The organism is Streptomyces coffeae (assembly GCF_016741875.1).
GTDB classification, from domain to species: Bacteria; Actinomycetota; Actinomycetes; order Streptomycetales; family Streptomycetaceae; genus Streptomyces; species Streptomyces coffeae.
Genome location: NZ_JAERRF010000001.1, coordinates 40,004 through 64,075 on the forward strand (window position 1 = coordinate 40,004; position 24,072 = coordinate 64,075).

20 protein-coding genes, 1 tRNA gene and 1 pseudogene are annotated in these 24,072 nt (G+C 70.3%); 12 read left to right on the forward strand and 10 right to left on the reverse strand.

Going from position 1 to position 24,072, the window contains the following annotated elements:
• Window positions 1–215 precede the first annotated feature (215 nt).
• Window positions 216–1,778, forward strand: a complete 1,563-nt coding sequence (locus JK363_RS00190) for an IPT/TIG domain-containing protein (protein ID WP_201870425.1) — start codon at window positions 216–218, stop codon at window positions 1,776–1,778.
• Window positions 1,779–2,005: 227 nt separating this feature from the next.
• On the opposite strand, the gene JK363_RS00195 is transcribed toward JK363_RS00190, so the two are convergent.
• On the reverse strand, window positions 2,006–2,992 hold the full coding sequence (locus JK363_RS00195) for a hypothetical protein (RefSeq protein ID WP_236075460.1): 987 nt from the start codon (window positions 2,990–2,992) through the stop codon (window positions 2,006–2,008).
• Between the two features lie 763 nt (window positions 2,993–3,755).
• Between JK363_RS00195 and JK363_RS00200 the strand changes: the two genes are divergently transcribed.
• Both JK363_RS00200 and JK363_RS00205 read left to right on the forward strand, forming a co-directional pair.
• Complete coding sequence (locus JK363_RS00200) at window positions 3,756–6,890, forward strand: FG-GAP-like repeat-containing protein (RefSeq protein ID WP_201870426.1); 3,135 nt, start codon at window positions 3,756–3,758, stop codon at window positions 6,888–6,890.
• Window positions 6,891–7,311: 421 nt separating this feature from the next.
• Window positions 7,312–7,497: pseudogene (locus JK363_RS00205) on the forward strand (site-specific integrase); the annotation flags it as partial.
• A gap of 77 nt (window positions 7,498–7,574) precedes the next feature.
• Here the strand turns inward: JK363_RS00205 and JK363_RS00210 are convergent.
• A tRNA-Pro gene (locus JK363_RS00210) sits at window positions 7,575–7,648 on the reverse strand.
• Between the two features lie 88 nt (window positions 7,649–7,736).
• Window positions 7,737–8,666 (reverse strand): metallophosphoesterase, encoded by a 930-nt coding sequence (locus JK363_RS00215; protein WP_201870427.1) that lies wholly within the window; start codon window positions 8,664–8,666, stop codon window positions 7,737–7,739.
• 77 nt (window positions 8,667–8,743) lie between these two features.
• Here JK363_RS00215 and JK363_RS00220 point away from each other — a divergent pair, with 77 nt between their 5' ends.
• Entirely contained in the window at window positions 8,744–9,211 is a 468-nt protein-coding gene (locus tag JK363_RS00220) for a GatB/YqeY domain-containing protein (RefSeq protein ID WP_201870428.1), read from the forward strand.
• 152 nt (window positions 9,212–9,363) lie between these two features.
• On the opposite strand, the gene JK363_RS00225 is transcribed toward JK363_RS00220, so the two are convergent.
• A complete protein-coding gene (locus JK363_RS00225) occupies window positions 9,364–11,601 on the reverse strand; it encodes a transglycosylase domain-containing protein (protein ID WP_201870429.1) in 2,238 nt (745 codons plus the stop codon).
• 386 nt (window positions 11,602–11,987) lie between these two features.
• Between JK363_RS00225 and JK363_RS00230 the strand changes: the two genes are divergently transcribed.
• A complete protein-coding gene (locus tag JK363_RS00230; RefSeq protein ID WP_201870430.1) occupies window positions 11,988–12,323 on the forward strand; it encodes a WhiB family transcriptional regulator in 336 nt (111 codons plus the stop codon).
• A gap of 309 nt (window positions 12,324–12,632) precedes the next feature.
• Here the strand turns inward: JK363_RS00230 and bagB are convergent, their stop codons facing one another.
• A complete protein-coding gene (gene bagB / locus JK363_RS00235; RefSeq protein WP_201870431.1) occupies window positions 12,633–14,015 on the reverse strand; it encodes an ATPase BagB in 1,383 nt (460 codons plus the stop codon).
• 154 nt (window positions 14,016–14,169) lie between these two features.
• Window positions 14,170–15,147 carry an ATPase BagA gene (bagA, locus tag JK363_RS00240; protein ID WP_201870432.1) on the reverse strand — a complete coding sequence of 326 codons (978 nt, stop codon included), beginning with the start codon at window positions 15,145–15,147 and terminating at the stop codon, window positions 14,170–14,172.
• 71 nt (window positions 15,148–15,218) lie between these two features.
• Between bagA and sp36 the strand changes: the two genes are divergently transcribed.
• The 4 genes from sp36 (at window position 15,219) to JK363_RS00260 (ending at window position 17,960) form a co-directional block, all read left to right on the forward strand.
• Entirely contained in the window at window positions 15,219–15,377 is a 159-nt protein-coding gene (gene sp36 / locus JK363_RS00245; RefSeq protein WP_003967454.1) for a Sp36 family protein, read from the forward strand.
• Complete coding sequence (locus JK363_RS00250; protein ID WP_201870433.1) at window positions 15,374–15,838, forward strand: RidA family protein; 465 nt, start codon at window positions 15,374–15,376, stop codon at window positions 15,836–15,838. The genes sp36 and JK363_RS00250 overlap by 4 nt, the downstream gene beginning before the upstream one ends.
• A 143-nt stretch (window positions 15,839–15,981) precedes the next feature.
• Window positions 15,982–17,133, forward strand: a complete 1,152-nt coding sequence (locus JK363_RS00255; RefSeq protein ID WP_201870434.1) for an NUDIX hydrolase — start codon at window positions 15,982–15,984, stop codon at window positions 17,131–17,133.
• Entirely contained in the window at window positions 17,130–17,960 is an 831-nt protein-coding gene (locus JK363_RS00260; RefSeq protein WP_201870435.1) for an MBL fold metallo-hydrolase, read from the forward strand. Before JK363_RS00255 ends, JK363_RS00260 begins: the two co-directional genes overlap by 4 nt.
• A 325-nt stretch (window positions 17,961–18,285) precedes the next feature.
• Here JK363_RS00260 and JK363_RS00265 read toward each other — a convergent pair whose 3' ends face one another.
• A complete protein-coding gene (locus JK363_RS00265; RefSeq protein WP_201870436.1) occupies window positions 18,286–18,960 on the reverse strand; it encodes a Crp/Fnr family transcriptional regulator in 675 nt (224 codons plus the stop codon).
• 180 nt (window positions 18,961–19,140) lie between these two features.
• On the opposite strand from JK363_RS00265, the gene nth reads away from it, so the two are divergent.
• Genes nth through JK363_RS00280 form a run of 3 tightly spaced genes read left to right on the forward strand, consistent with a single transcriptional unit; the run spans window position 19,141 to window position 22,067 of the window.
• Window positions 19,141–20,175: an endonuclease III gene (gene nth / locus JK363_RS00270; RefSeq protein ID WP_201870437.1), complete on the forward strand. Its 1,035-nt coding sequence runs from the start codon at window positions 19,141–19,143 to the stop codon at window positions 20,173–20,175.
• On the forward strand, window positions 20,172–20,855 hold the full coding sequence (locus JK363_RS00275) for an NUDIX hydrolase (protein ID WP_201870438.1): 684 nt from the start codon (window positions 20,172–20,174) through the stop codon (window positions 20,853–20,855). The genes nth and JK363_RS00275 overlap by 4 nt, the downstream gene beginning before the upstream one ends.
• A 12-nt stretch (window positions 20,856–20,867) precedes the next feature.
• The gene (locus tag JK363_RS00280) at window positions 20,868–22,067 is read left to right on the forward strand and encodes a MarP family serine protease (RefSeq protein ID WP_201870439.1); all 1,200 of its coding nucleotides are present in this window, start codon (window positions 20,868–20,870) and stop codon (window positions 22,065–22,067) included.
• 105 nt (window positions 22,068–22,172) lie between these two features.
• On the opposite strand, the gene JK363_RS42035 is transcribed toward JK363_RS00280, so the two are convergent.
• The 3 genes from JK363_RS42035 to JK363_RS00290 all read right to left on the reverse strand — a co-directional run bounded on the left by JK363_RS42035 (window position 22,173) and on the right by JK363_RS00290 (window position 23,972).
• Entirely contained in the window at window positions 22,173–22,376 is a 204-nt protein-coding gene (locus JK363_RS42035) for a hypothetical protein (RefSeq protein WP_236075461.1), read from the reverse strand.
• Window positions 22,377–22,587: 211 nt separating this feature from the next.
• A complete protein-coding gene (locus tag JK363_RS00285) occupies window positions 22,588–23,514 on the reverse strand; it encodes an alpha/beta fold hydrolase (protein ID WP_201870440.1) in 927 nt (308 codons plus the stop codon).
• A complete protein-coding gene (locus JK363_RS00290) occupies window positions 23,511–23,972 on the reverse strand; it encodes a phage holin family protein (protein WP_201870441.1) in 462 nt (153 codons plus the stop codon). Before JK363_RS00290 ends, JK363_RS00285 begins: the two co-directional genes overlap by 4 nt.
• Between the last annotated feature and the right edge of the window lie 100 nt (window positions 23,973–24,072).

Here is a 24,072-nt window from a genome sequence, read left to right on the forward strand (position 1 = left end):
CGCCCGGCCCGGGACTGGGCCAGGAGCCTGAAATCCGTCGCTCTGTGGGGCCGCATGGCCTCGGGCGGCCGCACCGCGAAACAGGATGAGCGTGATCAACACGACAGTCGGAGTGGCGCACACCCGCCAGGGCGCGGGGCCGGGGCCCAGGTACCCGGAGGCCCGTACAAAGCTGCCGCGTCCCACTCCGCTCCGCTGACACGCAAGGAGCACACATGACGGCAACTCAGTCGGACCCGACCCCCGCCCAGGTCACCATGACCCTCGCCGCGATCGCCGCCACGGCGGCGACCCCGCGCCCGTCGGGTGAGACCCCGCAAGCGCAGACCCGGCGAGCGTGGCTCGGCATCACCGCGCAACTGGGCATCGCCGCGCTCGCCACCCGCGGCACATGGCAGCTGAAGTGGCTGGCGCTCGGCCCGGACAACGCGAATCTCGCGTACATCGCCTCGAAATCCGACGACCCGAACCAGATCGCCGTGGTCGTCCGGGGCACGATCGCCAATCCGACCGACATGATGGAGGACCTCGATGTCGGCACGGTGGTGCCGTTCACCGCCGGCGGATCGCCGAACGTCGCCGTCTCGGCCGGCGCCATGGCCGCGTTCACGCAGATCGTCACCGTACGTGGCATCACCTCGCCGTCCGACGAGGCACCGGGCGGCGAGCCCGGTCGGCCGGACACCGTCATCCCCTCGGACGCAACGCTCACCCAAGCACTCGCCGCCCTCATGTCCGGACCGGCTATTTCTCGGCCGACGGTCTACGTGACCGGACACAGCCTCGGCGGCTGCATCGCCACCACGCTGGCCACGTACCTCCAGGCCCAGACCTGGGGGACGAACAAGCCGCAGTTCGCACTCGTCACCTTTGCCGCTCCCACCGCCGGCCTGAAGAGCTTCGCCGATTACGTCGACTCCCGGCCGTGGAGTCTGCACGAGCGCTGGGTCAACGCGTACGACGTGGTCCCGCGGGCCTGGTCCGATCTGGCCACGCCCAAGGGCTGGTACCCGCCGCCGGGCCCGGTGGCCAACCAAGAGGTGAAGATCCTGCTGAGCGGGATCGACCTGCTCCGGAAGGACAACGTCTACGTCCAGCCCCTCGCCACCAGCGCCAGCACGATGAACGGGGACTACGGGGCGTACAACAGCGTGCTGGTCAACGAGACCACTGCCGACTTCCTGGGCCAGGTCGCTTTCCAGCACGCCAACTCCACGTACCTGAAACTGCTGGATACGCCCGTCCCCTCCGCCCAGCCGGTGGTGACCGCGGTAAATCCCACGGCTGGGCAGGGCGGTACGTCGGTCACCATCACCGGCAGCGGATTCAGCCCGGACAGCGTCGTCGACTTCGGCCCGATCCCGTGCACCCCGGTCGACATCGACCCGTCCGGCAAACTGATCACCGCGACCGTGCCCGACGGCCATGGGATCGTCGACGTCCGCGTCACCAACAACCTCGGCACGTCGCCCGCCGTTCCGCTGGGGCAGTTCGCCTACGACGGCGGACCCGCGCCCGTGGTGGTCAGCTCGATCGCCCCGCGCAGCGGGAAGGCCGAAACCCAGGTCACCATCAACGGCTCGGGTTTCGCCCCGGGGGCGGCCGTGCGGATCAAGGGCATCGCCTTGAGCGCGGTCACCTTCGTGTCCTCGACCCAGATCACGGCGAAGGTGCCGCTTCGGCGGCCGGAGTGGCCGAAGACGGTGGACGTCACCGTGACGGTCGGCGTCGCCACGTCGCCCACCGGCCCGGCCGACGAATTCACGTACGTGGGTTGAGCCCGGGCGGGGCCGGCCGTGACCCCTCTGGGAGCGCCGGCCCCGAACCCTTTGCCGTGCCCGGCGCCCCCGGCATGGGGATCACGCAGTCGGCCCTATGCACACCCCCCGGAAGCCTGACTCCCTTCGAACGCGCTCGCCACGACAAAGGCCGGGATCCAACACTCCCGCCGGAACAACACGCTCTCCAGCGCCAAGCAAAGGGAAGGCGGCGGCGCATCGTCATCTCACGGGCCGGCGACGGCGTTGATCGAGTACGGGTAGGAGACCTGCTGCCACAGCGCGGTGAAGCGGTAACTCGGGCGGGCATCCACCTGGGGCACCCGACCGTCCGACGTCAGCGTCTTCGCGCTTCCGAAGGAACCGGAGCGGCTGATCAGGCGAGCGCCGACCTGCTGCGCCGAGTACGGCGAACTCGGCGTCTGGTAGACGAGCATGCCGTCGCCGTCGTCATCGAGGGCGATGTCGGGCCGGTCGTTGAGCCCGAGGACGGTGGTGGTTCCGCGGGTGCCGCTTGCGGACAGCTGCCGCCCGAGCATCTCGAGCCGGCTGCTGCTGTTCCACCGGGTCCACACCAGCATCGAGTCGCCGTCGAGATCGGTTGCGAGGGCGTGGTGGACGCCCACGTTGTCCGTGGACGACGAGATGCGAAGAGGGCTTCCCAGCGTGCCGGTCCGGCTCCAGCGCGAGGCCCATACCTGAGGGCGGGTACCGCCACCGGAGCGGTAGCTGATGACCGCGTCACCGTCGCGGTCGACGCCGACCCGCACCATGCCGAATCCGGCGTACGACGCGATCGACGAGGTGAGCACCTTCGTCGGGGAGACGGAATCCGGCGTGATGCGCTTGGCCACGACGGTGGAACCCTGCACCCACGCGACGACGAAGTGGCCGTTGCGGTCGACGCCGATGCCCGGCTTTTCCGCCGAGCCCGAACCAAGGGTGATCGCCGAGCCGACCGTGCCGTCCAGCTTGAGCCGGCGCGCCATGGCGTACCAACTTCCGCCGCGGCTCTCCGACCAGGCGACCAGCGCCGTTCCGCCCGGCGACACAGCTACCACCGGGTTGGTCGCAGGCGCCGAGGTGGAGAGCTTTTGCGTGGAGCCGACGAGGCTGCCGGAGGCCGAGATCCGTCGGCCCACGACGTGGCCGTCCTGCTCCCAGGCCACCGCGGCGTCGCCGGTGTCGTCGGAGTCGACCTCCGGCCAGGACACCGAGGCCCCCAGAGGTGACAGATTACGGATCGAACCCGTCGTCCCGTCCGCGCGCTTGGTCCTGGACTGAATCTGGTAGGAGCAACTCGGCGTCGCGGGGTCGCAGGCTCTCCAGACCAGGAGGGCATCACCTTGCCGGTCGACCGAGACCCGGGGTGAATCGTCGGCTGTCCAGCCATTGGCGGATACCTTCCACGCCGAAGACCACGCGGCCTGAGCAGGCATGGTTACTGCCACTGCCGCTGCGATCCCCACCGCCACGGCAACGGAACCCCCGGCGATAACGCGGGCTTTCACTGAACGCCGATGACGTGCTGCACGCATAGCCACCCTCATCACCCCTTGTCGCAGCTTTGAGTACAGCCGCCACACATGCGACCCAAAGCATCCAGCGCCGCCCGTTGGTGAAACATCACAGCGTTGTTGCAAAAAGTGATGCAGGTCACTGCCGGTGGATGGTTTGGGGCAGGAGCGGTGGATCGTTGCGGAGCGCGGCCAGTTGGCCGGGGTGTCGCACGAGGGCGAGGATGCCTCGACCGATGACGTTCCCGGCGGTCTCATGGCGCCAACGATGAGCCCTCGGACCATGCGTCAGCGTTGTTCGGTAACGCGTATCGGGCGAGGGTCGCCTGCTGTCGACTTGCATCGACTTGGCTGGTCAGGCCGTGTTATCGTCCCCCAGCTTTCGAGAGGCTGGCGCCGCGACGACCCCCATTCCGCGATGCATGGCCGCCCTCGTTCTCCCCTCAGCTGGAGGTATGACGTGGCTGCACGCCACAAACCAGGTCATAGACGCACCCTCATACGCGGCGGAATCGCCGCGACCGTTGCGCTCGGTCTCGCGGCCGGAGGCGCATCGCTTCTTCTCTCCCAGGCGCAGGCCGAGCCGACCCCGCTGGTGATCCCGGCGCCCGACCGTTACGCGCCGACGGGCAACCCGGTCTACGGCGCCGGTACTACGGGGGTCCTGGAGCGTCGCGAGTCGGCCACGGCCGCCGCGCTGGGCGACTACCAGTGGACGACGTACGGCGGGAGCGCCACGTTCGCCGGCTCCGCTTCGGACACCGTCACCGCCACCGCCTCCGACATCGTCAGCGCGTCCTTCACGGACCGCGTGACGCTGAAGGACATGAAGGCGGGCACGTCCACGACCTTGACCCTGCCCGCCGGACAGATCTTCAAGGGCAGCTTCGGCGACGCCGTGCTCACCGCCACCCGGGACGCGGGCGGAGAGATCAACGGCCTGCACATCCTGCGCAAGACGGCCGACGGCCTGTCCGACACAACGGTCACCGGGCTGAACGGCTGGGTGGAGCGGTACGACACCGTGCTCGGCGGCGACACCCGTTCGGTCGCGATCTGGTACGCGGCGCCCGACGGCACCCGCGGCGTCGGCCTGCTGGACCTGGAATCGGCGAGCGTACGGCCCATCCTGCCGGGCGCGACCGGAGGAGCCGGCGCGCGTGTGGCGTTCTCCGGCACCCGCCTCGCCTGGTACTCGCCCGAGGGCGGGAACACCACCGTGCGCGTACTGGGCCGGGACGCGCTGGACGGCCCGGAGACCAAGGTGACGCTGCCGGCCGGCGGCGAAGGCACCGCGCGGATCGGGCTCGTGGGCGATTCGCTGCTGACCACCTGGGACGTGCCGGAGAAGGACGGCGACCCGCTCCAGCGTCGGGGGGAGCCGCTCAAGGCCGTCCCGCTCGCCGGCGGCGAGACCAGGACGCTGCTGCCGCACGCACAGGCGGAGATGGCCCAGGTCCCCGGCGGCGGCGTCATCGTCACCGGTGGCGACTCGGCGCGGGACTGGGCCGTGCGCAAGGTGACGGCCGCCGACGACGGCAGCCTCACGGTGACCAAGTTGCGGGATGTGGCGGTCAAGCGCGCGGCGGTGGACGAGGTTTCGCTGACCGCCGGACAGCTGGTGACCACGGAGCGGGACAGCAACTACCTTGCCTCCCTCTACCAGCGGGACATCACGCTCGGCGAGACGCCGAAGGCAGGGGACCGCTCGCTGCTGGCACAGCCCGATCCACAGGCCACGGGGGACGCCCAGAAGGAGTTCTACGCCGCGTACGTCACGGGCACCGGTGACGGCCGGTACGCGCTGACGGCCAAGGGCGACGACGGCCGTTACGCACTGGAGGTGGTGGCTCCCGGCGGCAAGAAGACGGTGGTGCAGCCGGCGGACCCGGCGACCGGCGAGCGGCTGCCGGCGGACGTCCGCACCTGGGTGACCTCCGCCTCCGGCCGGTATGTGGTCTTCGGGGACCGCCAGCGCCAGGACAGCGACGTCCAGTACGTGGTCGATCTTGAGGCCACGGGCGGCGCCAAGGTGATCCGTGCCTACAAGGGCCGCGGTGGACTGGCCGTATGGGGGACGAAACTCTGGCGGGCGGGGGAGACCGCGGGCACGCTCACGTCCCTCGACCTGAAGAGCGGCGCCACCGAGACGGTGCAGACCGGCAACGACTGCGTCCCGGTGGATGTGCAGGCTGTCGGCCGCTGGGTGTCCTGGGACTGCGGGCTGAACATCTCGGATGACCACGGTGTGTACGACCGGGTGGCCAAGGAGCAGGTGGGCGGCTACCACGAGGGCACGCTCGGCGACGGCTACATCCTCACCCACGACACCGACAACGAGCGGCTGCTGGTGACGCCCATCGGGGGCGCGACCAAGACCCTCGCCCAGACACCGGAGTGGGCCGGCGGGAAGTACCTCGACGCGGACCGCTTCGGCACCGGCATCGCCTTCCTCGCGGACAACAGGAAGGACCTCCAGATCTTCGATCCCGGGGTGCCCACCTCCCCGCTGACGAAGATCGAGTCGCGGGTCGGGACGTCGGTGAACCTGAAGTCCGCCACCGCGCCGACGTGGCAGGCGGTCTGGCAGCTCTCCAAGCCCGCCACGGGCGCCAAGGTCACCATCAAGGACCGTGCGGGCAAGGTCGTGCGTACGCTCGACGCGGCACTCAGCGGTGCTGCCCTGAAGTCCAGCTGGGACGGCCGTACGGACGCCGGCAGGTGGGCGGTCGACGGCACCTACACCTGGCAGCTCAGCGCAGCCCCCGAAGACGGCTCCGGCGCCGACCTGTCGCTGACCGGCACGTTCAGCCTCACGGGCGGGACGCGCGGCTTCCACGACCTCAACGGCGGGTCCGGCGACCTGATGACGCTCAGCTCGTCCGGCTACCTGACCACGCATTACGGCAATGGCACGGGCGCCTTCGGCACCAAGGCGTCGGGCAGCGGCTGGCCGGCCGGCACGGTCGCGGTCCCGTTCGGCGACCTGGGCGAGGACCGCTGCAACGACGTGCTGGTCCGGATGCCCGGCGGCGAACTCCGCCGCTACACAGGCAAATGCGCGGGCGGCGGCTACACCCCGTCGAGCTCGCACACCGTCCTCGGCACGGGCTGGGACCAGTACAACGTGCTGACCGCGCCCGGTGACCTCACCGGCGACGGCCGCACCGACCTGATCGCCCGCCAGTCCTCCACCGGGGACATCTACCTCTACGCGGACAACGGCGCGGGCGGATTCAAGGCACGCACGAAGATCCGCACGGCATGGACGGCCTACACCCATCTCATCGGGGCCGGTGACCTGAACGGCGACGGCTACGGCGACCTGCTGGCCCGCCACACGGACGGGACGCTGTACCGCTATGACGGTACGGCGGACGGGCAGTTCAAGAGCCGGGTCGTGGTCTTCACCAACTGGGGCTCCTCGTACAACGCCGTCGTGGGTGTCGGAGACATCACGGGCGACGGCAAGGCAGACCTCGTCGCCCGCGACACCGGCGGCAATGTCTACCGCAACAGCGGTGACGGCAAGGGGTCGTTCAGTGCCCGTACGCGGATCACGACCGGCTGGCAGGGCTACAAGGGGCTGTTCTGAGCAGGTAGTTGACCGATGAGCAGATAGCCGGCGATGGGGCCCGTGCGACTCGGTGTCGTACGGGCCCCATCGCCGTTCGTCACGGGCGGTGGCGGCGGCCTTCGGCTGCTGGCTCGGCGTCGCAGTGCCAGGCGCGGTGACGTCGGTGTTCTGCTGCCGACTGGTTGTCACAGGTGGGCGAGTGCCCGGATGCCGCGAAGCCCGGGAGCCCGGCTGCTCCGATGACGAGGCGGTGGTCTCCGTCCGGGGCGTGCCCGCGGCCTCCGGATCCGGCGCCAGGCCACGTGTGTCTGGCTGGTGGGCAGTGCTGCGTCCGAGCGATGAGTGCCGGGGTGGGACTCCTGGGCGCAGATGTCCTCCGTGCCCCACGCATCCCACGGTGTCGCGGGAGCGGCCGCCGCGGTGTGGTGACCTCCGTGGCGAGCTACGGCACAGCTTCTTCTCGCTGCTGTCGGACAGCGGCGTCCCGCTCGAAGAGATCTCGTGTTCGGTCGGGCACTCCGGTACGGCCGTCACCGAAGAGGTCTACCGGAAGCAGATCCGCCCCGTGATCCAGACCGGAGCGGTCGCGATGGACGGCATCTTCAAGGCCGATCCGAAGCCATAGTCACGCAGATGGTCACGCACAACGAATCAGGGCCACCTACGATTTTCCGTAAGTGGCCCTGACCTGTGTTCCTTCAGTCGGGGTGGCGGGATTTGAACCCACGACCTCTTCGTCCCGAACGAAGCGCGCTGCCAAGCTGCGCTACACCCCGAAGCAACGAGCTCTACTTTAGCGGACCGCTGGCCAGAGACGAAATCCGGTTTTGGGGCTCTCGCAGGTGGGGGCGGGGGTGTCCGGTTTCAGGGGGTCTGGGGGGTGAGGGTGAGGAGGGTGGCTTCCGGGGGGCAGGCGAAGCGGATGGGGGTGTAGCGGTTGGTGCCGCAGCCCGCGGAGACGTGGAGGTAGGAGGTGTGGCCCCCGGCCTGGTGGCTGGAGAGGCCCTTGACCCGCTGGGTGTCCAGGTCGCAGTTGGTGACCAGGGCGCCGTAGAAGGGGATGCACAGCTGGCCGCCGTGGGTGTGGCCCGCGAGGATCAGGGGGTAGCGGTCGGCGGTGAAGGCGTCCAGGACGCGGAGGTAGGGGGCGTGGACCACGGCCAGGGACAGGTCCGCGTCCGTCTCCGGGCCACCGGCCACCTCGGCGTAGCGGTCGCGCTTGATGTGGGGGTCGTCGAGGCCGGTGAGGGCGATCTCGATGTCGTCCAGCTTCAGCCGGCCCCGGGTGTTCGAGAGACCGACCCAGCCGGCCGCGTCGAAGGCGTCGCGCAGCTCGTGCCAGGGGTTGTGGATCGCGCCGACGACCGGGGCGTTGCCGTTGAGGCCGTGGCGGCCGGTGGCCTTTTCCATGAGGTAGCGGGCGGGGTTGCGCAGCTTCGGTCCGTAATAGTCGTTCGAGCCGAAGACATACGCGCCCGGGAACTCCAGCAGCGGGCCCAGCGCGTCCAGGACCTCCGGGATGCCCGCGGGGTCCGAGAGGTTGTCGCCGGTGTTGACGACGAAGTCGGGGCGCAGCCCGGCGAGGGACTGGAGCCAGCGCTGCTTCTTGCGCTGGCCGCTGACCATGTGGATGTCGGAGATCTGGAGGACGCGCAGGGGCCGCATTCCGCTCGGGAGCACCGGAACGGTGATCCGTCGGAGCCGGAAGGACCGGACTTCGAAGCCGACCGCGTAGGCGAGGCCGGCTGCGCCGACCGCCGTGATTCCCAGAGGTACTCCGTATTGCGCGCGCATGGTCACCATGGTCGCAGAACGCGGGTGGGGGAGAAATCTCCGGGTGATTCCCGGCCACTACTGGCAGACTCGACGCCATGACCACCACGCTCAAGTCCAGGTTGCAGGACGAACTCACCGCGGCGATCAAGGCGCGCGACGAGCTGCGCTCCTCCACTCTCCGGCTGACCCTCACCGCGATCCAGAAGGAAGAGGTCGCGGGTGAGAGCGCCCGTGAGCTGTCCGATGCCGAGGTGGAGAAGATCATCGCGCGTGAGTCGAAGAAGCGCCGTGAGGCGGCCGACGCCTTCGCCAAGGGCGGGCGGGCCGAGCAGGCCGCGCGGGAGCAGGCCGAGGGAGAGGTGCTTGCCGAGTTCCTGCCGAAGCCGCTGACGGACGACGAGCTGAACGCGCTGGTGGCCGAGGCGGTGCGGGAGGCCGCGGCGGCGGGTGCCGAGGGGCCGCGAGCCATGGGTGCGGTGATGAAGATCGTGAACCCCAAGATCGCCGGGCGGGCCGAGGGCGGCCGGGTCGCCGCCGCGGTGAAGCGCCTGCTCGCGGGCTGAGACCTCTTCCTCCGGCTTCCCCCGGCCTTCCCCGGCGATCTTCCCGGAGCCCTGGGATTCGCGGGATTTTCGCTGGTGGGGGCCGTGAGCGCAGATACGGCGAGGGGGCCGGGCATGTCATGCCCGGCCCCCTCAGCGCTCAGTCGGCGTTCCTACGGCAGGCGCAAGCCGCCGCTCCCCTTGCCCCCGTGTCCCTTGCCGCCGTTGTCGCCCCCGCCGATCAGGTCCGGGGGGAGGGAGATGTCCGGCCAGGGGTCCTCCCCACCGTTGTCGCCGCGGCCCGGCCTGTCATGGCCCGGCTTGTCGTGGCGGTCCGGCCTCTGGGCGTCCGGGTCCTTGATCGGGACGGTGACGAAGCCGGGCGCGGGCTTGCCCTCCAGTGCGCCGGTCATCGCGTCCTTCCAGATCGGACCCGGAGTGTCCGCGCCGTAGACCTTGTCGTGGTAGACGCCGCCGATGGTGATGTTCTCCATCTTCACGCCCTCGGCGCCCGGGCCGCCGACCCACACCGCACCCGCGAGGTTCGGGGTGTAGCCGACGAACCACGCGGCCCTCCGCTCGTCCGTCGTACCCGTCTTTCCGGCGCTCGCCCGGCTCTGGAGCCCGGCCTGCTTGCCGGTGCCGTCCTCGACCACACCGCGCAGCAGGGTGTTGATGGTGTCCGCGGTCTTCTGCGACATGGCGCGCTTGCACGTGGACTTCGGGACCTTCAGCGCCTTGCCGCCGGGCCCGGTGATCGACTCGATGAAGACCGGGGAGCAGTAGACACCGCGGTTGGCGAAGGTCGCGTACGCGTTGGCCATCGTGAGCGGGGAGAAGCCCTCGGTGCCGAGGGTGAGAGAGGGCACCTGGTGGTGCTCCTTGCCGTCGGCCCGCTTCGCGCCGATCTTGTCGGCCAGCTCCGTCACCGGGCAGACGCCGATCTCACTGATCAGCTGGACGAAGTAGGTGTTGACCGACTTCGCGGTCGCCTCCTTCATCCCGTACGGGCCGACCTCGCTCTTGTTCTCGTTCGCGACCGTCGCGCCCTCGTTGTTGGTCCAGGTGCCCTTGCAGGTGCTGACCGGGCTCGGGTACTCCATCTTGTACGGCGAGGAGTAGCGCTTGTACGGCTTGGTGCCCCGTTCGATGGCGGCCGCGGCGGTGATCGGCTTGAAGGTCGAACCGACCTGGAAGCCGTAGTTCGAGCCGCCCATGGACTTGTCCGCGGAGAGGTTGATCTGCGTCTCGTCCTTGCCGAAGCCGTACGGCCGGGACTGGCCCATCCCCAGCACCCTGCCGGTGCCCGGCTCGACCAGCGAGACGGCGGTGGCGACCCGGTCGGACTGGTAGACATGCGACTTGATCGATCTCTGGACCGACTTCTGCGCCCGCGGGTCCAGCGTGGTGCGGATCGTCATGCCGCCCCGGTCCCAGCGCTTGGCGCGCGCCTCGCGGGTCTTGCCGAAGGTCGGGTCGTTGTAGAAGACCTCGCGGACGTAGTCACAGAAGAAGCCGGCGCCGTGGACGGCCGTGATGCAGCCGCTTCGGGGCCGGCTGACCTTCAGACCGAGCGGCTTCTTCTTGGCCGCCTCGGCCTGCGCCTGGCTGATGTCCTTCACTTCGGCCATGCGCTGGAGCACGGTGTCGCGCCGCGTCTTGGCCGTCTCCGGGTTGGCCACCGGGTCGTAGCGGCTGGGCGACTGGACGAGACCGGCCAGCAGTGCGGCCTGCTCCAGCGCGAGGTCCTTGGCGGGCTTGCTGAAGTAACGCTGGGAGGCGGCCTCGACGCCGTAGGCCTGCTGCCCGAAGAAGGTGATGTTCAGGTAGTTCTCGAGGATCCGCTTCTTGCCCAGTTCCTGCTCGACCTGGATCGCGTACTTCAGTTCCTTGATCTTGCGGCCGATGGACTGCTCGGTGGCCTGGGCCACCTTCTTCTCGTCGTTGCCCGCCTCCTCGACGAAGACGTTCTTCACATACTGCTGGGTAAGGGTGGACGCACCCTGTGAGACGCCGCCGTTCTGGGCGTTCTTGTTCACGGCGCGCAGGATGCCCTTGAGGTCGACCGCCCCGTGCTTGTAGAAGCGCGCGTCCTCGATCGCGACGATCGCCTGACGCATATAGGGGGAGATGTCCTTGAGCTTCACGATGGTGCGGTCGCGGGAGTAGACCTTCGCGATCTCGCCGCCCTTGGCGTCCAGGATGGTGGTCCGCTCGCTGAGCGGTGGAGTCTTGAGATTGGCCGGAATCTCGTCGAACCCCTCGACCGTTCCCTTGGCGGCAAGGCCGAACGCCCCGACCGCGGGCAGCGCGAGCCCGGCCATGACCGCGCCGGCCAGCGCGCTGACGCCGAGGAACTTGGCGGCTTGTTGAGCGGTGGAGAGTCCGCCGCCCGAGCGCGTATTACCCATGAGGGGCAGCCTACGTGTCGAATCGCCGGACAGGGGACCGGGCGTTCGCATAAGCTGTTTCACGCCAGCCACAGACGCACGGCTGTGCCACACCCCCACCCTCACTCAAGTGAGTGATGAGACCTGCCCGGATTGCGGTCCCCTGTCCTGAGCTGCCCTTTCTTCCTTGGGTGAACTGCCCGGATTTGCACTAGTAATCACAAATGTCGCCAGCTCACTCCGTTGGGTGATCTGCCGCGTACCCATAGTCCGTTCGGGCCATCCAAGATTGGGCCCGCAGGGGGTGTTGCGCCCTGCCTGCCTTCCGTAACGTCCTCAACTGGCGACGGTGAATATGCCGTTTGTCGCCGTGGGGGAGCTCCGATTCGGGAGAGGACGGCGCCAGCATGGGCTGGGTAACCGACTGGAGTGCGCAGGCCGCCTGCCGCACTACTGATCCAGATGAACTGTTCGTTCAGGGTGCGGCACAGAACAGGGCCAAAGCGGTCTGCACCGGATGCCCGGTGCGCACCGAGTGCCTTGCGGACGCCCTGGACAACCATGTCGAGTTCGGTGTGTGGGGAGGGATGACCGAGCGCGAGCGGCGGGCACTGCTGCGCCGCCGGCCGACGGTGACCTCTTGGCGCAGGCTGCTGGAAACCGCGCGCACCGAGTACGAGCGCAGCGCGGGCATCCTGCCCTTCGACGACGAGGAGTACGAGCGCTTCGCCGCCGTCGGATAGCGGTGGCGGTGTGAGGCGTGTCCTGGAGGGCGGGCGATGTGGCCCGCGGCCCAGGGGGTTTGCCCACTCCGAGTACGACGCATGAGCGTGACGAGGGCGCCATGGGGGGTGCCCTCGGGCTCGGCCTCGGCACGGGTGTGGTGTGCGTGGTGGGCGCGTTGCATCGCCGTACGGGCACGCAATTCCCCTGCGGGCACAGGGCGTTGCTGTCCCCGTGACCGGCACGGGCGCGTCGGCACGTGTGTGTCGGCGCCGCTTGCTGGGTGGTTGCTCCTTGCTGGGATTGCTGCTTGCTGGGATTGCTGGGGGTCAGCCCGCGCGCTGGGGACGCTCCATCGGGACCGCCAGGCGCTCACCGATTGCCCGCAGCCCTGCCAGATCGTGTACATCTCCGGGGAGTGCGGCTACTTGGGCCACCGGAACCTCGGGGTGCAGTGCCGTGAAGCGGTCGTGCGTGCGCTGCTCGCGTCCGAGCACCTGCATACGCTCCGCGTGCAGCCGAAGCAGTCCCGCGGCGAGCCGCTCCGCCGACGTGTCCGCCGATGTGGGGGAGACGTCGGGGTCCGCTGCCGAGGGGTTCCGCGCTTGAGTCTTCCCTGAGTCACGATCGACAAATCCGCCGTCGGCAAGATTTTCTTCGCCGTCGCCAGGGTCGGCCGGATCGCTCGCGTCCGGATCCAGTTCTGCCTCCGGTTCTGCTTCCGTTTCTGGTTCCGGATCCGGAGCTGTCGCAGGGTCCATGGCGGCGTCCGCCATGGAGAGGATCTCCGCGGCCGCCAGCGCCCGTTCCGCGGAGAGCTGTTCGGCCCCGCTGCCGTGCACCCGGTTCAGCACCAGCCCGGCCAGCGGCATCCGGTCCGCCCCCAGCCGTTCGACGAAGTACGCGGCCTCGCGCAGGGCGTCCCGCTCCGGGGCGGCCACCACCAGGAAGGCTGTACCGGGAGCCTGGAGCAGCCGGTAGGTGGCCTCCGCGCGGGTGCGGAATCCGCCGAACATCGTGTCCATTGCGGCAGCGAACGTCTGTACATCGCGCAGCAGCTGTCCGCCCAGGACCTTGTTGACCGTGCCCGTCATCATCGAGACGCCCACGTTCAGGAACTTCATACCGGCCCGGCCGCCGACCTTCGCCGGCGCCATCAGCACCCGGATGAACTTGCCGTCCAGGAACGAGCCGAGACGTTTCGGCGCATCCAGGAAATCCAGTGCCGAGCGGCTCGGCGGAGTGTCGACGATGATCAGGTCCCACTCGTCGCGAGCGCGCAACTGGCCGAGCTTCTCCATGGCCATGTACTCCTGCGTGCCCGCGAAACCGGCCGAGAGCGACTGGTAGAACGGGTTCGCCAGGATCGCGCGGGCGCGCTCGGGATCGGCGTGCGCCTCGACGAACTCGTCGAACGTCCGCTTCATGTCCAGCATCATGGCGTGCAGTTCGCCGCCGTTCTCGTCGCCCACGCCCGCCACCTTCCGCGGGATGTTGTCGAGCGCGTCGATGCCCATCGACTGGGCCAGCCGGCGTGCCGGGTCGATGGTGAGGACCACGACCTTGCGGCCGCGCTCCGCGGCCCGTACGCCCAGGGCGGCAGCCGTGGTCGTCTTGCCGACGCCCCCGGAGCCGCAGCACACCACGATGCGGGTCTGCGGGTTGTCCAGGAGCGCGTCGGTCTCCAGCCAGGGTGCCACGTCCATGCTCATGCCGCCTCCTGCGTACGGCTCGTACCGCCCATCAAGCCCCTGCCGACCGCCTCGCCCGCGCGGCCCGGCCCGTCCACGCGGCGCCTGCCCGGGATCGGGCTCACCACAGCCGCGCTCACCACAGTCCCGCTCACCACAGCCGCAACAGCCGCGCTCACGACGGCCACTGCTTGCGCAGATCCGCCGCCAGCCGGTAGAGCCCGGCCAGGTCGATGCCGTCGGTGAGCAGCTCCAACTCGTGCAGCGGCAGCCCCAGATCGGACAGTTCGGCCCGCTGCGTCCGCTCCAGCCCGACCCGTTCCGCATGCTCGCGCGCCTGCTCCAGCAACGGATCGACCAGGCGCTCGGCGAGGCCTCCACGGCGCGCGCCGCCCAGACCCGCCTGCGAGAGCGCCTTGGCGACCGCCGCGCGCTGCCCGTTCGCGGCGATCTCGACGGCGTCGTGGTCGAGGATCGCGGGCCGCACCATGTTGATGATGACCGCGCCGGCCGGCAGGCCGTCGGCGCGCAGTTCCGCGATGCCGTCCGCGGTCTCCTGGACCGGCATCTCCTCCAGCAGCGTCACCAGGTGGACGGCCGTCTGGGGAGACTTCAGGACGCGCATCACGGCCTGTGCCTGGTTGTGTATCGGGCCGGTCCGGGCCAGCCCCGCCACCTCGTGGTTGACGTTCAGGAAGCGGGTGATCCGGCCGGTGGGCGGGGCGTCCATGACCACGGAGTCGTAGACGAACTTCCCGTCCTTGCCCTTGCGGCGGACCGCCTCGCACGCCTTGCCGGTCAGCAGCACATCGCGCAGCCCAGGGGCGATCGTGGTCGCGAAGTCGATCGCGCCCAGCTTCTTGAGGGCGCGTCCGGCCGAGCCCAGCTTGTAGAACATATGGAGGTAGTCGAGGAGGGCGTACTCCGGATCGATCGCGAGGGCGTGCACCTCGCCACCGCCCGGCGCGGTAGCGATCTTCCGCTCCTCGTAGGGCAGCGCTTCCGTCTCGAAGAGCTGCGCGATGCCCTGGCGGCCTTCGACCTCAACCAGCAGCGTGCGCTTGCCATCGGCCGCGAGGGCCAGCGCGAGTGCCGCGGCGACCGTGGTCTTGCCGGTTCCGCCCTTGCCACTGACGACATGGAGCCTGCTCACACTGGGGAGCCTAACCAGTCGCCCCACGGGCTACGCACCAGGCCCCGGCGGAGAGGCATTACAGTCGGCTCATGACGAAGTGGGAATACGCGACCGTGCCGCTGCTGGTACACGCCACAAAGCAGATTCTGGACACCTGGGGCGAGGACGGCTGGGAGCTGGTCCAGGTCGTTCCGGGGCCGAACAACCCCGAGCAGCTGGTGGCCTACCTGAAGCGGGAGAAGGCATGAGCGCCGTCGAGGAGAAGCTCGCCGGGCTCGGTCTGACGCTGCCCGAGGTCGCGGCGCCCCTCGCCTCGTACGTGCCCGCGATCCGCACCGGTTCGTACATCTACACGGCGGGTCAGCTGCCGCTGGTCGAGGGCAAGCTGGGCGTGACCGGCAAGGTCGGCGCCGAGGTGACCCCGGAGGAGGCCAAGGAGCTGGCGCGGATCTGCGCGCTGAACGCCCTGGCCGCCGTGAAGTCGGTCGTGGGCGATCTCGACAAGGTCGTGCGGGTGGTGAAGGTCGTCGGTTTCGTGGCCTCGGCACCGGACTTCACCGGGCAGCCGGGTGTGGTCAACGGCACGAGCGAGCTGCTGGGCCAGGTGCTGGGCGATGCGGGTGTGCACGCGCGCAGCGCGGTCGGTGTGGCGGTGCTGCCGCTCGACGCGCCGGTCGAGGTCGAGATCCAGGTCGAGGTCGCGGACTAGTCCGACATGGGTCGGCGGTCGCGGACTCAGGCCGAGGTCGCGGACCGGTCCGGCCGGCGCATCAGCTGGATCCGGCCACCGGTCCCGGTCCGGCGCGGTGGGTGCCCCTCGAACATCCGCCCACAAACGCATAGCATCCGGCCATGTCCACTACGAATGGCCAGTGGTACCCGCCCGAGTGGCCAGAGCGGATCCGGCTGTTGTCGGCCGGAGAGCTCACACCGGTGACGCCGCGCCGGGCCGCCACCGTGCTGCTGCTGCGGGACGGACAGGACGGGCGGGACGGGGACGGCGTTTACGCATCCGAGCGGCTCGAGAGTGCCGCGCGGGGTGCCGGGGGCGATGGGGGAGCCGACGAAGCGACCGGAGAGACCGGGACGACCCGGGACACCGGAACCACCGGGAATACCGGAGAGACCGAGAAGACTGGGGAGACCCGGGAACACGGCGAGTCCGCGGGGCCCGGGGAATCCATGAGCGACGGGCGGGACGTCCCTGGTGGCCCCGCCGTCTACATGCTGCGCAGACGCGCCTCCATGGCCTTTGCCGGAGGCGCGTACGCCTATCCGGGCGGCTCCGTCGATCCGCGCGACGAGCGGATGGTCGCCTGGGCCGGGCCCTCGCGCGCCCAGTGGGCGCAGCGGCTGGGGCTCGACGCGAGCGACGGGACGCAGGCGCAGGCCATCGTGTGCGCGGCGGTCCGCGAGACCTTCGAGGAAGCGGGGGTGCTGCTCGCCGGGCCCACGCCGCACACGGTCGTCGCGGACACGACGGGCGACGACTGGGAGGCGGACCGCGCGGCGCTGGTCGCCCGGGACCTGTCGTTCGCCGAGTTCCTCGACCGCCGGGGGCTGGTGCTCCGCTCGGACCTGTTGGGCTGCTGGGCCCGCTGGATCACCCCGGAGTTCGAACCGCGCCGCTATGACACCTGGTTCTTCGTGGCCGCGCTGCCGCGGGGGCAGCGCACCCGCAACGCCTCCACGGAAGCGGACCGGACGGTGTGGATCCGACCGGGTGCGGCGGCCGACGGCTATGACCGTGGTGAGCTGCTGATGATGCCGCCGACCATCGCGACCCTGCGCCAGCTGCGGCCGTACGGCTCGGTCGGCGAGGCGCTGGCCGCGGCCGCCGACCGCGATCTGACTCCGGTCCTCGCGCAGGCGCGGCTGGAGAACGGTGAGCTGGTGCTGAGCTGGCCGGGGCACGACGAGTTCACCAAGCACATCCGGACGGGCGCGACGGGCGCGACGGGCCCGGCAGGCACCACGGGCTCTACGGGGGGATCCTCCGCATGACGAACGCAGCCTCGCTGCCCGGTCAGCCGCGCGGAGGCGCGATCGGCGGCCCGGCCACCGACCGGGCCGTCTGCGTCCTGGCGCCGAACCCCTCGCCCATGACGCTGGACGGCACCAACACCTGGATCGTCGCCGAGCCGGACTCCGACCTCGCCGTGGTCATCGACCCCGGGCCACTCGACGAGGCTCACCTCACCGAGGTCATCGCCGGCGTGGAGCGAGCGGGCAAGCGCGTCGCGCTGACGCTGCTCACCCACGGCCATGCGGACCACGCGGAGGGCGCGGCGCGCTTCGCCGAGCTGACGCGGACGCGGGTACGCGCCCTGGACCCGGCGCTGCGGCTGGGGGACGAGGGGCTGGAGCTGGGGGATGTCATAACCACCGGCGGGCTGGAGCTGCGGGTGGTGCCCACGCCCGGCCATACGGCCGACTCGCTGTGCTTCCACCTCCCGGCCGACGGGGCGGTCCTTACCGGTGACACGGTGCTCGGGCGCGGTACAACCGTGGTCGCGCACCCGGACGGGCGGCTCGGCGACTATCTGGACTCGCTGCGCAGGCTGCGCTCGATGACGGTGGACGACGGGGTGGCCACGGTGCTGCCGGGCCACGGGCCGGTGCTGAACGATGCGCGGGGCGCGGTGGAGTACTACCTCGCGCACCGGGCCAACCGGTTGGCGCAGGTGGAGACCGCCGTGGAAGACGGCCATCGCACACCCGCGGAGGTCGTGGCGCATGTGTACGCGGATGTGGACCGGTCGCTCTGGCCCGCGGCGGAGCTGTCGGTCCGGGCTCAGCTGGACTATCTGCGGGAGCACGGGCTGATCTGAGCGGGGCGCGGAGCGCGGGCGCTCGGGCAGGGCGCTCGGGCAGGGCGCTCGTCGGACCGCGCGCCCCCTGCGGGGCTGTACGCGCCCGCGCGAAGGCGTACGGAGGCGTACGGGGAGTGGTCACAGGCCAGGTCGGGCCTCCCACCGCCAGGGAACGTTCCCGGGCGCCCTGAGCGTGCTCCGAGCCCGTTCCTCCGAGCCCGTTCCTCCGAGCCGGTTCCATGGACGAGGCGAAACAGGAGAGGCAAGCCGAAGGGCCCCGGCCGGGAGATCCGGCAGGGGCCCTTCGGTTCTGTCTTCCGGGATGCGGTCCCGTGTCGTCCCGTCAGCGGGAGCGCTTCGCGAGGCGCTCGACGTCGAGCAGGATCACGGCGCGGGCCTCCAGCCGCAGCCAGCCACGGCCCGCGAAGTCGGCGAGCGCCTTGTTGACGGTCTCGCGAGAGGCGCCGACCAGCTGGGCCAGCTCCTCCTGGGTCAGGTCGTGGACGACGTGGATGCCCTCCTCCGACTGCACGCCGAAGCGGCGCGAGAGGTCCAGCAGCGCGCGGGCGACGCGGCCAGGGACGTCGGAGAAGACCAGGTCGGACATCTGGTCGTTGGTCCTGCGCAGTCGCCGGGCCACGGCGCGCAGCAGCGCGGACGCGACCTCGGGCCGAGCGTTCAGCCACGGCTGGAGGTCGCCGTGGCCGAGGCCGAGCAGCTTGACCTCGGTGAGGGCGGTGGCGGTGGCGGTGCGCGGGCCGGGGTCGAACAGCGACAGCTCGCCGATCAGCTCGCCGGGGCCGAGCACGGCCAGCATGTTCTCGCGGCCGTCGGGAGAGGTGCGGTGGAGCTTCACCTTGCCCTCGGTGACCACGTACAGGCGGTCGCCGGGGTCCCCTTCGTGGAAGAGCGCGTCACCCCGCGCGAGGGTGACCTCTCCCATGGAGGCGCGCAGCTCAGCGGCCTGCTCGTCATCGAGCGCCGCGAAGAGCGGGGCGCGCCGCAGAACGTCGTCCACGAGTCTCTCCTTGTCGACATGCACAGGGGACCGTCGTCCCCATGATGCCGGACGGTAAAACAGTGCGATCAATCACAAGTTTGACGCACCGCCCTTCCGGACCGAACGGCAGGGGTCCGATTGGGCGGCCTCTCCGCTCTGGCCGGGCCGGATGTCGGCGCCTGGGCTTAGGCTGGCCGGGTGTCCAATACGCCGGTGAGAGCACAGGGCAAGGGGGCCGGACGGGTGACCACACCTCGTAATTCCGCTGTGGGCGAACAGCGGCGCGCCAAGTCGACGAAAGCGGCGAAGGCGGGCAAATCCATCACCACATCCAAGGACACGTCCGCGTCTCCGTCCCGGTCCGAAGCCCAGCCTGCGCCCAAGGCGGAGCCGGCGTCCAAGGCCGAGCCGGCGTCCAAGACCAAGCCGACGTCCAACGCCAAGCCGTCGTCCGGCGGCACCAGGACCGAGTCCCGTCTCGCGCTCGTCCGCCGCGCCCGGCGGATCAATCGCGAGCTCGCCGAGGTGTACCCGTACGCCCACCCCGAGCTGGACTTCGACAACCCGTTCCAGCTGCTGGTCGCCACGGTCCTGTCCGCCCAGACCACCGATCTGCGGGTCAACCAGACCACCCCCGCGCTCTTCGCCGCCTATCCGACCCCCGAGGACATGGCGGCCGCCGACCCCGAGGTCCTGGAGCAGCTGATCCGGCCGACCGGCTTCTTCCGTGCCAAGGCCAAGTCGCTGCTGGGGCTGTCCGCCGCGCTGCGCGACCGCTTCGGCGGTGAGGTGCCGGGCCGGCTGAAGGACCTGGTGACGCTGCCCGGCGTCGGCCGCAAGACGGCCAATGTGGTGCTCGGCAATGCCTTCGGGGTGCCGGGTCTGACCGTGGACACCCACTTCGGGCGGCTGGTGCGGCGCTGGAAGTGGACCGATCAGGAGGATCCGGAGAAGGTCGAGGCGGAGATCGCAGTGCTCTTCCCGAAGAGCGAGTGGACGATGCTCTCGCACCGCATCATCTTCCACGGCCGCCGTGTCTGCCACGCCCGCAAGCCCGCCTGCGGCGCCTGCCCGATCGCTCCGCTCTGCCCGGCGTACGGCGAGGGCGAGACGGACCCCGACAAGGCGAAGAAGCTGCTGAAGTACGAGATGGGCGGCCAGCCCGGTCAGCGGCTGCGTCCCCCGGCCGACTACCCGGGCCCTCCGGCGGCCCCGCTGGGAGCCGCCGAGTGACGAGCACATACGGCGGAGAGGTGCGGGTCAGCGCGCAGGGGCTGCCCGAGTGGCTGCTGCCGCTGGCCCGCGCGGCCGAGACGATCGAGCCGCCCCAGCTGAGCAGGTTTCTGCCGCCCCGGGCCGGAGGCCGCCCGTCCGCCGTGCTGGTGCTCTTCGGGGAGGGGGCGCACGGCCCCGAGCTGCTGCTGATGGAGCGGTCCGGTTCGCTGCGCTCCCACGCCGGTCAGCCCTCGTTCCCCGGGGGTGCGCTCGACCCGGAGGACGGCGATCCGGACGGTCCGGGCCCGCTGCGCGCCGCGCTGCGCGAGGCCGAGGAGGAGACCGGGCTCGACCCCGCGGGGGTCCAGGTGTTCAGCGTGCTGCCCCGGCTCTACATCCCGGTCAGTGGGTTCGTGGTCACACCGGTGCTGGGCTGGTGGCACCGGCCGAGCCCGGTCGGGCCGGTGGATCTGGCGGAGACGGCCCGGGTCTTCACCGTGCCCGTGGCGGATCTCACGGATCCGGCGAATCGGGCGACCACAGCGCATCCGAGTGGTCACACAGGGCCCGCGTTCCTGGTCGAAGGGGCTTTGGTCTGGGGTTTCACCGCCGGAGTGATCGATCGCATACTGCATTTCGCGGGATGGGAGCGGCCCTGGGACCGCGCCAAGCGCGTCCCGCTCGACTGGCGTGCATGAGACGGTGTCTCGGTGAATGTGCTGGACTTCCTGCTGCTGCTCGCCGCCGTATGGTTCGCGATCATCGGCTATCGCCAGGGCTTCGTCGTCGGCGTGCTGTCGGTGACGGGATTCATCGGCGGTGGGCTGGTCGCGGTCTATCTGCTGCCGGTCATCTGGGACGGGACGACCGACAGAGCGTCCCCCGGCACATTCGGCGCCGTCATGGCGCTCGCCCTGGTGATCGTGTGCGCCTCGGTCGGGCAGGCGGCCACCACCCACCTGGGAAACAAGCTGCGCCGGTACATCACCTGGTCACCGGCGCGCGCCCTGGACGCCACGGGCGGCGCCCTGGTGAACGTGCTGGCGATGCTGATGGTGGCCTGGTTGATCGGCTCCCTGGTGGCCGGGACCTCGCTCCCCACGGTCGGCAAGGAGGTCCGCAACTCCAAGGTGCTGCTCGGGGTCGACCAGGTCGTCCCGGACCGGGCGAACACCTGGTTCACCGACTTCTCCTCGGTGCTCGCCCAGAACGGCTTCCCGCAGGTCTTCGCGCCCTTCGCCAACGAGCGGATCACCTCGGTGCCTCAGCCGGATCCCGCGCTCGCGCGGTCCCCGGTGGCCACCCGAGCCCAGCAGAGCATCGTGAAGGTGGTGGGCACCGCCCCCAGCTGCGGCAAGGTCCTGGAGGGCAGCGGCTTCGTCTACGCCCCGAACCGGGTGATGACCAACGCGCACGTCGTCGGCGGGGTCGACGAGCCGACCGTCCAGATAGGCGGCGAGGGCCGGCTCTACGACGCGAAGGTCGTGCTCTACGACTGGAAGCGCGATATCGCGGTCCTCGACGTGCCCTCGCTGAGCGCACCGGCGCTCCAGTTCGCCCAGGAGGACGCGACCAGCGGCGATGACGCGATCGTCGCCGGTTTCCCGGAGAACGGCGCCTTCGACGTACGCGCCGCGCGGGTCCGCGACCGTATCGACGCCAACGGCCCGGACATCTATCACCGGGGCACCGTCAACCGCGATGTGTACTCGCTGTACGCGACCGTGCGCCAGGGCAACTCCGGAGGCCCGCTGCTCACCCCGAAGGGCCGGGTGTACGGCGTGGTCTTCGCCAAGTCCCTCGACGACGCCGACACCGGGTACGCGCTGACAGCGGACGAGGTGGCCCAGGACGCCGAACAGGGGCGTTCGGCCGAGCAGTCGGTGGACAGCCAGGGGTGCGCCCTCTAGCGCAGCACGGGGCGCGCCCCCCAGCGGTGCGCCCCCATGCTGCCGGGCACGCCGGAGCTACCGTCGGTGACGGTGGTGGTGCTGGTGCTGGTGGCGGTGCCTGTACTAGCGGCCGCGTGGATGGCGCAGCCGTGCCGACACCCAGCGGGCACGGCGGCGGATGATGCGGGGAATCCCGATATTGGGGTCATGGCCTTGGGTAGGCCCGGAGCCGCCCCGCTCGGAAACGCTCAGCGCGGCATTGGCAGCAGCGGCGGCTTCGGAGCCGCGGCCGCTTGGTGCGTCACGGTAGTCGTGCGTCCAGCCCATACGCCGGAGTCTGCCCCTGGCCCAAGGTCCGTAATCGCCGCTGGCTGCGGCAATTGGCCTATGCGCCAGGCAATTGGCTGTTCGTAAGACACCTGTTCGCACGGCCGCCATGGGGTGGTCGCTATCCGCACACCGGGCCCCACCCAGCGGTGCTCGGCCGTGCTCCACCGGAGGCTGGTGAGAGACCCGCCGACGATGCCCAGGGGGAAGCTCAGCGGTCCGGTTCCGGGTCCTTCAGCCAGTTGATCAGTTCGGTGGAGAAGGCGGTCGGGTCCTCCTCGTGGGGGAAGTGACCGAGCCCGTCGAAGAGCCGCCAGCGGTAGGGCGCTTCCACGTACTCCCCGGAGCCCGCCGCGCTGCGGGTGCGCATCACCGGGTCGAGTGATCCGTGCACGTGCAGCGTCGGCACCCGCACCGGACGCTTCATCCGCCGGTTGAACTGGAAACCGTCCGGTCGTGCCAGCGAGCGCACCATCCAGCGGTACGGCTCGATCGAGCAGTGCGCGGTCGACGGGATGCACATCGCCCGCCGGTAGACCTCCACCGTCTCGTCATCGGGCAGCTGAGGACCGGACCAGTCGCGGATCAGCTCTCCCACGGCCGCCGCGTCGTCCGCGACCAGTTGGCGCTCGGGCAGCCAGGGCCGCTGGAAGCCCCAGATGTGGGAGCCGGCGGCGCTCTGCCGGACGTCCGCGAGCATGGCCGAGCGCCAGCGGCGCGGGTGCGGCATCGAGGCCACCGCCAGCCGCCGGACCAGCTTCGGCCGCATCACCGCGGCCGTCCACGCCAGATATCCGCCCAGGTCATGGCCGACGAGCGCGGCGTCCGGCTCACCCAGCGAGCGCACCACCCCGGTGATGTCGAGGGCGAGGTTGGCCGGGTCGTAGCCACGGGGCGTACGGTCGCTGCCGCCCACCCCCCGCAGATCCATCGCGACCGCGCGGTAGCCGGCGTCGGCGAGTGCGGTCAGCTGGTGCCGCCAGGTCCACCAGAACTGCGGAAAGCCGTGGAGCAGCATCACCAGCGGGCCGTCGCCCTGCTCGGCGATGTGGAAGCGCGCGCCGTTGGCCGCGACGTCCCGGTGGGTCCAGGGGCCGTCGAGCCGTACGGCCGACGCGGAGGTATCAGGGACGGTCATGCCGACGAGCGTGTCACATCCCGTGCGGAGCGTCCGCCGTTGCTCGATGCACGCGGATGCGGCTTGACGCTCCCCAGGACCGCGGCCGTCTCCTTGGACGAGGCGATGGACTTCTTGGGCGGCTTCACCTTCTTGAACTTCACCAGCGCCAGCAGGCCCAGGATTCCGGCGATCAGCCAGTAGACGCCGCCCACGATCAGGAAGCACCAGGCGAGGCCGAGACCGGTCCAGGAGCGCAGGCCGTAGGCGAGGGCGAAGCTGAGCACCGGCAGCGAGAACAGCAGCAGCACCCCGGCCGCGAGACCGGCACCGCTGCCGACCGCGGCACGCTTGGCTCCCACCCGGAGCTCGGCCTTGGCCAGCGCGATTTCGTCGTGCACCAGCGCGGACAGCTCGGTGGTCGCCGAGGCCACCAGCTGGCCGAGGCTGCGGTTGCCGCCGTCGTCGGCTGCGCTCATCGCCATCTCCCTCTGCTCTTGTACGTCTTCCGCTCGCTGCGATGTGCCGCGTTGCACGCGCTTGCTGCCTCTTCTGCGCGATTCCGCGGATGTCAAGCCT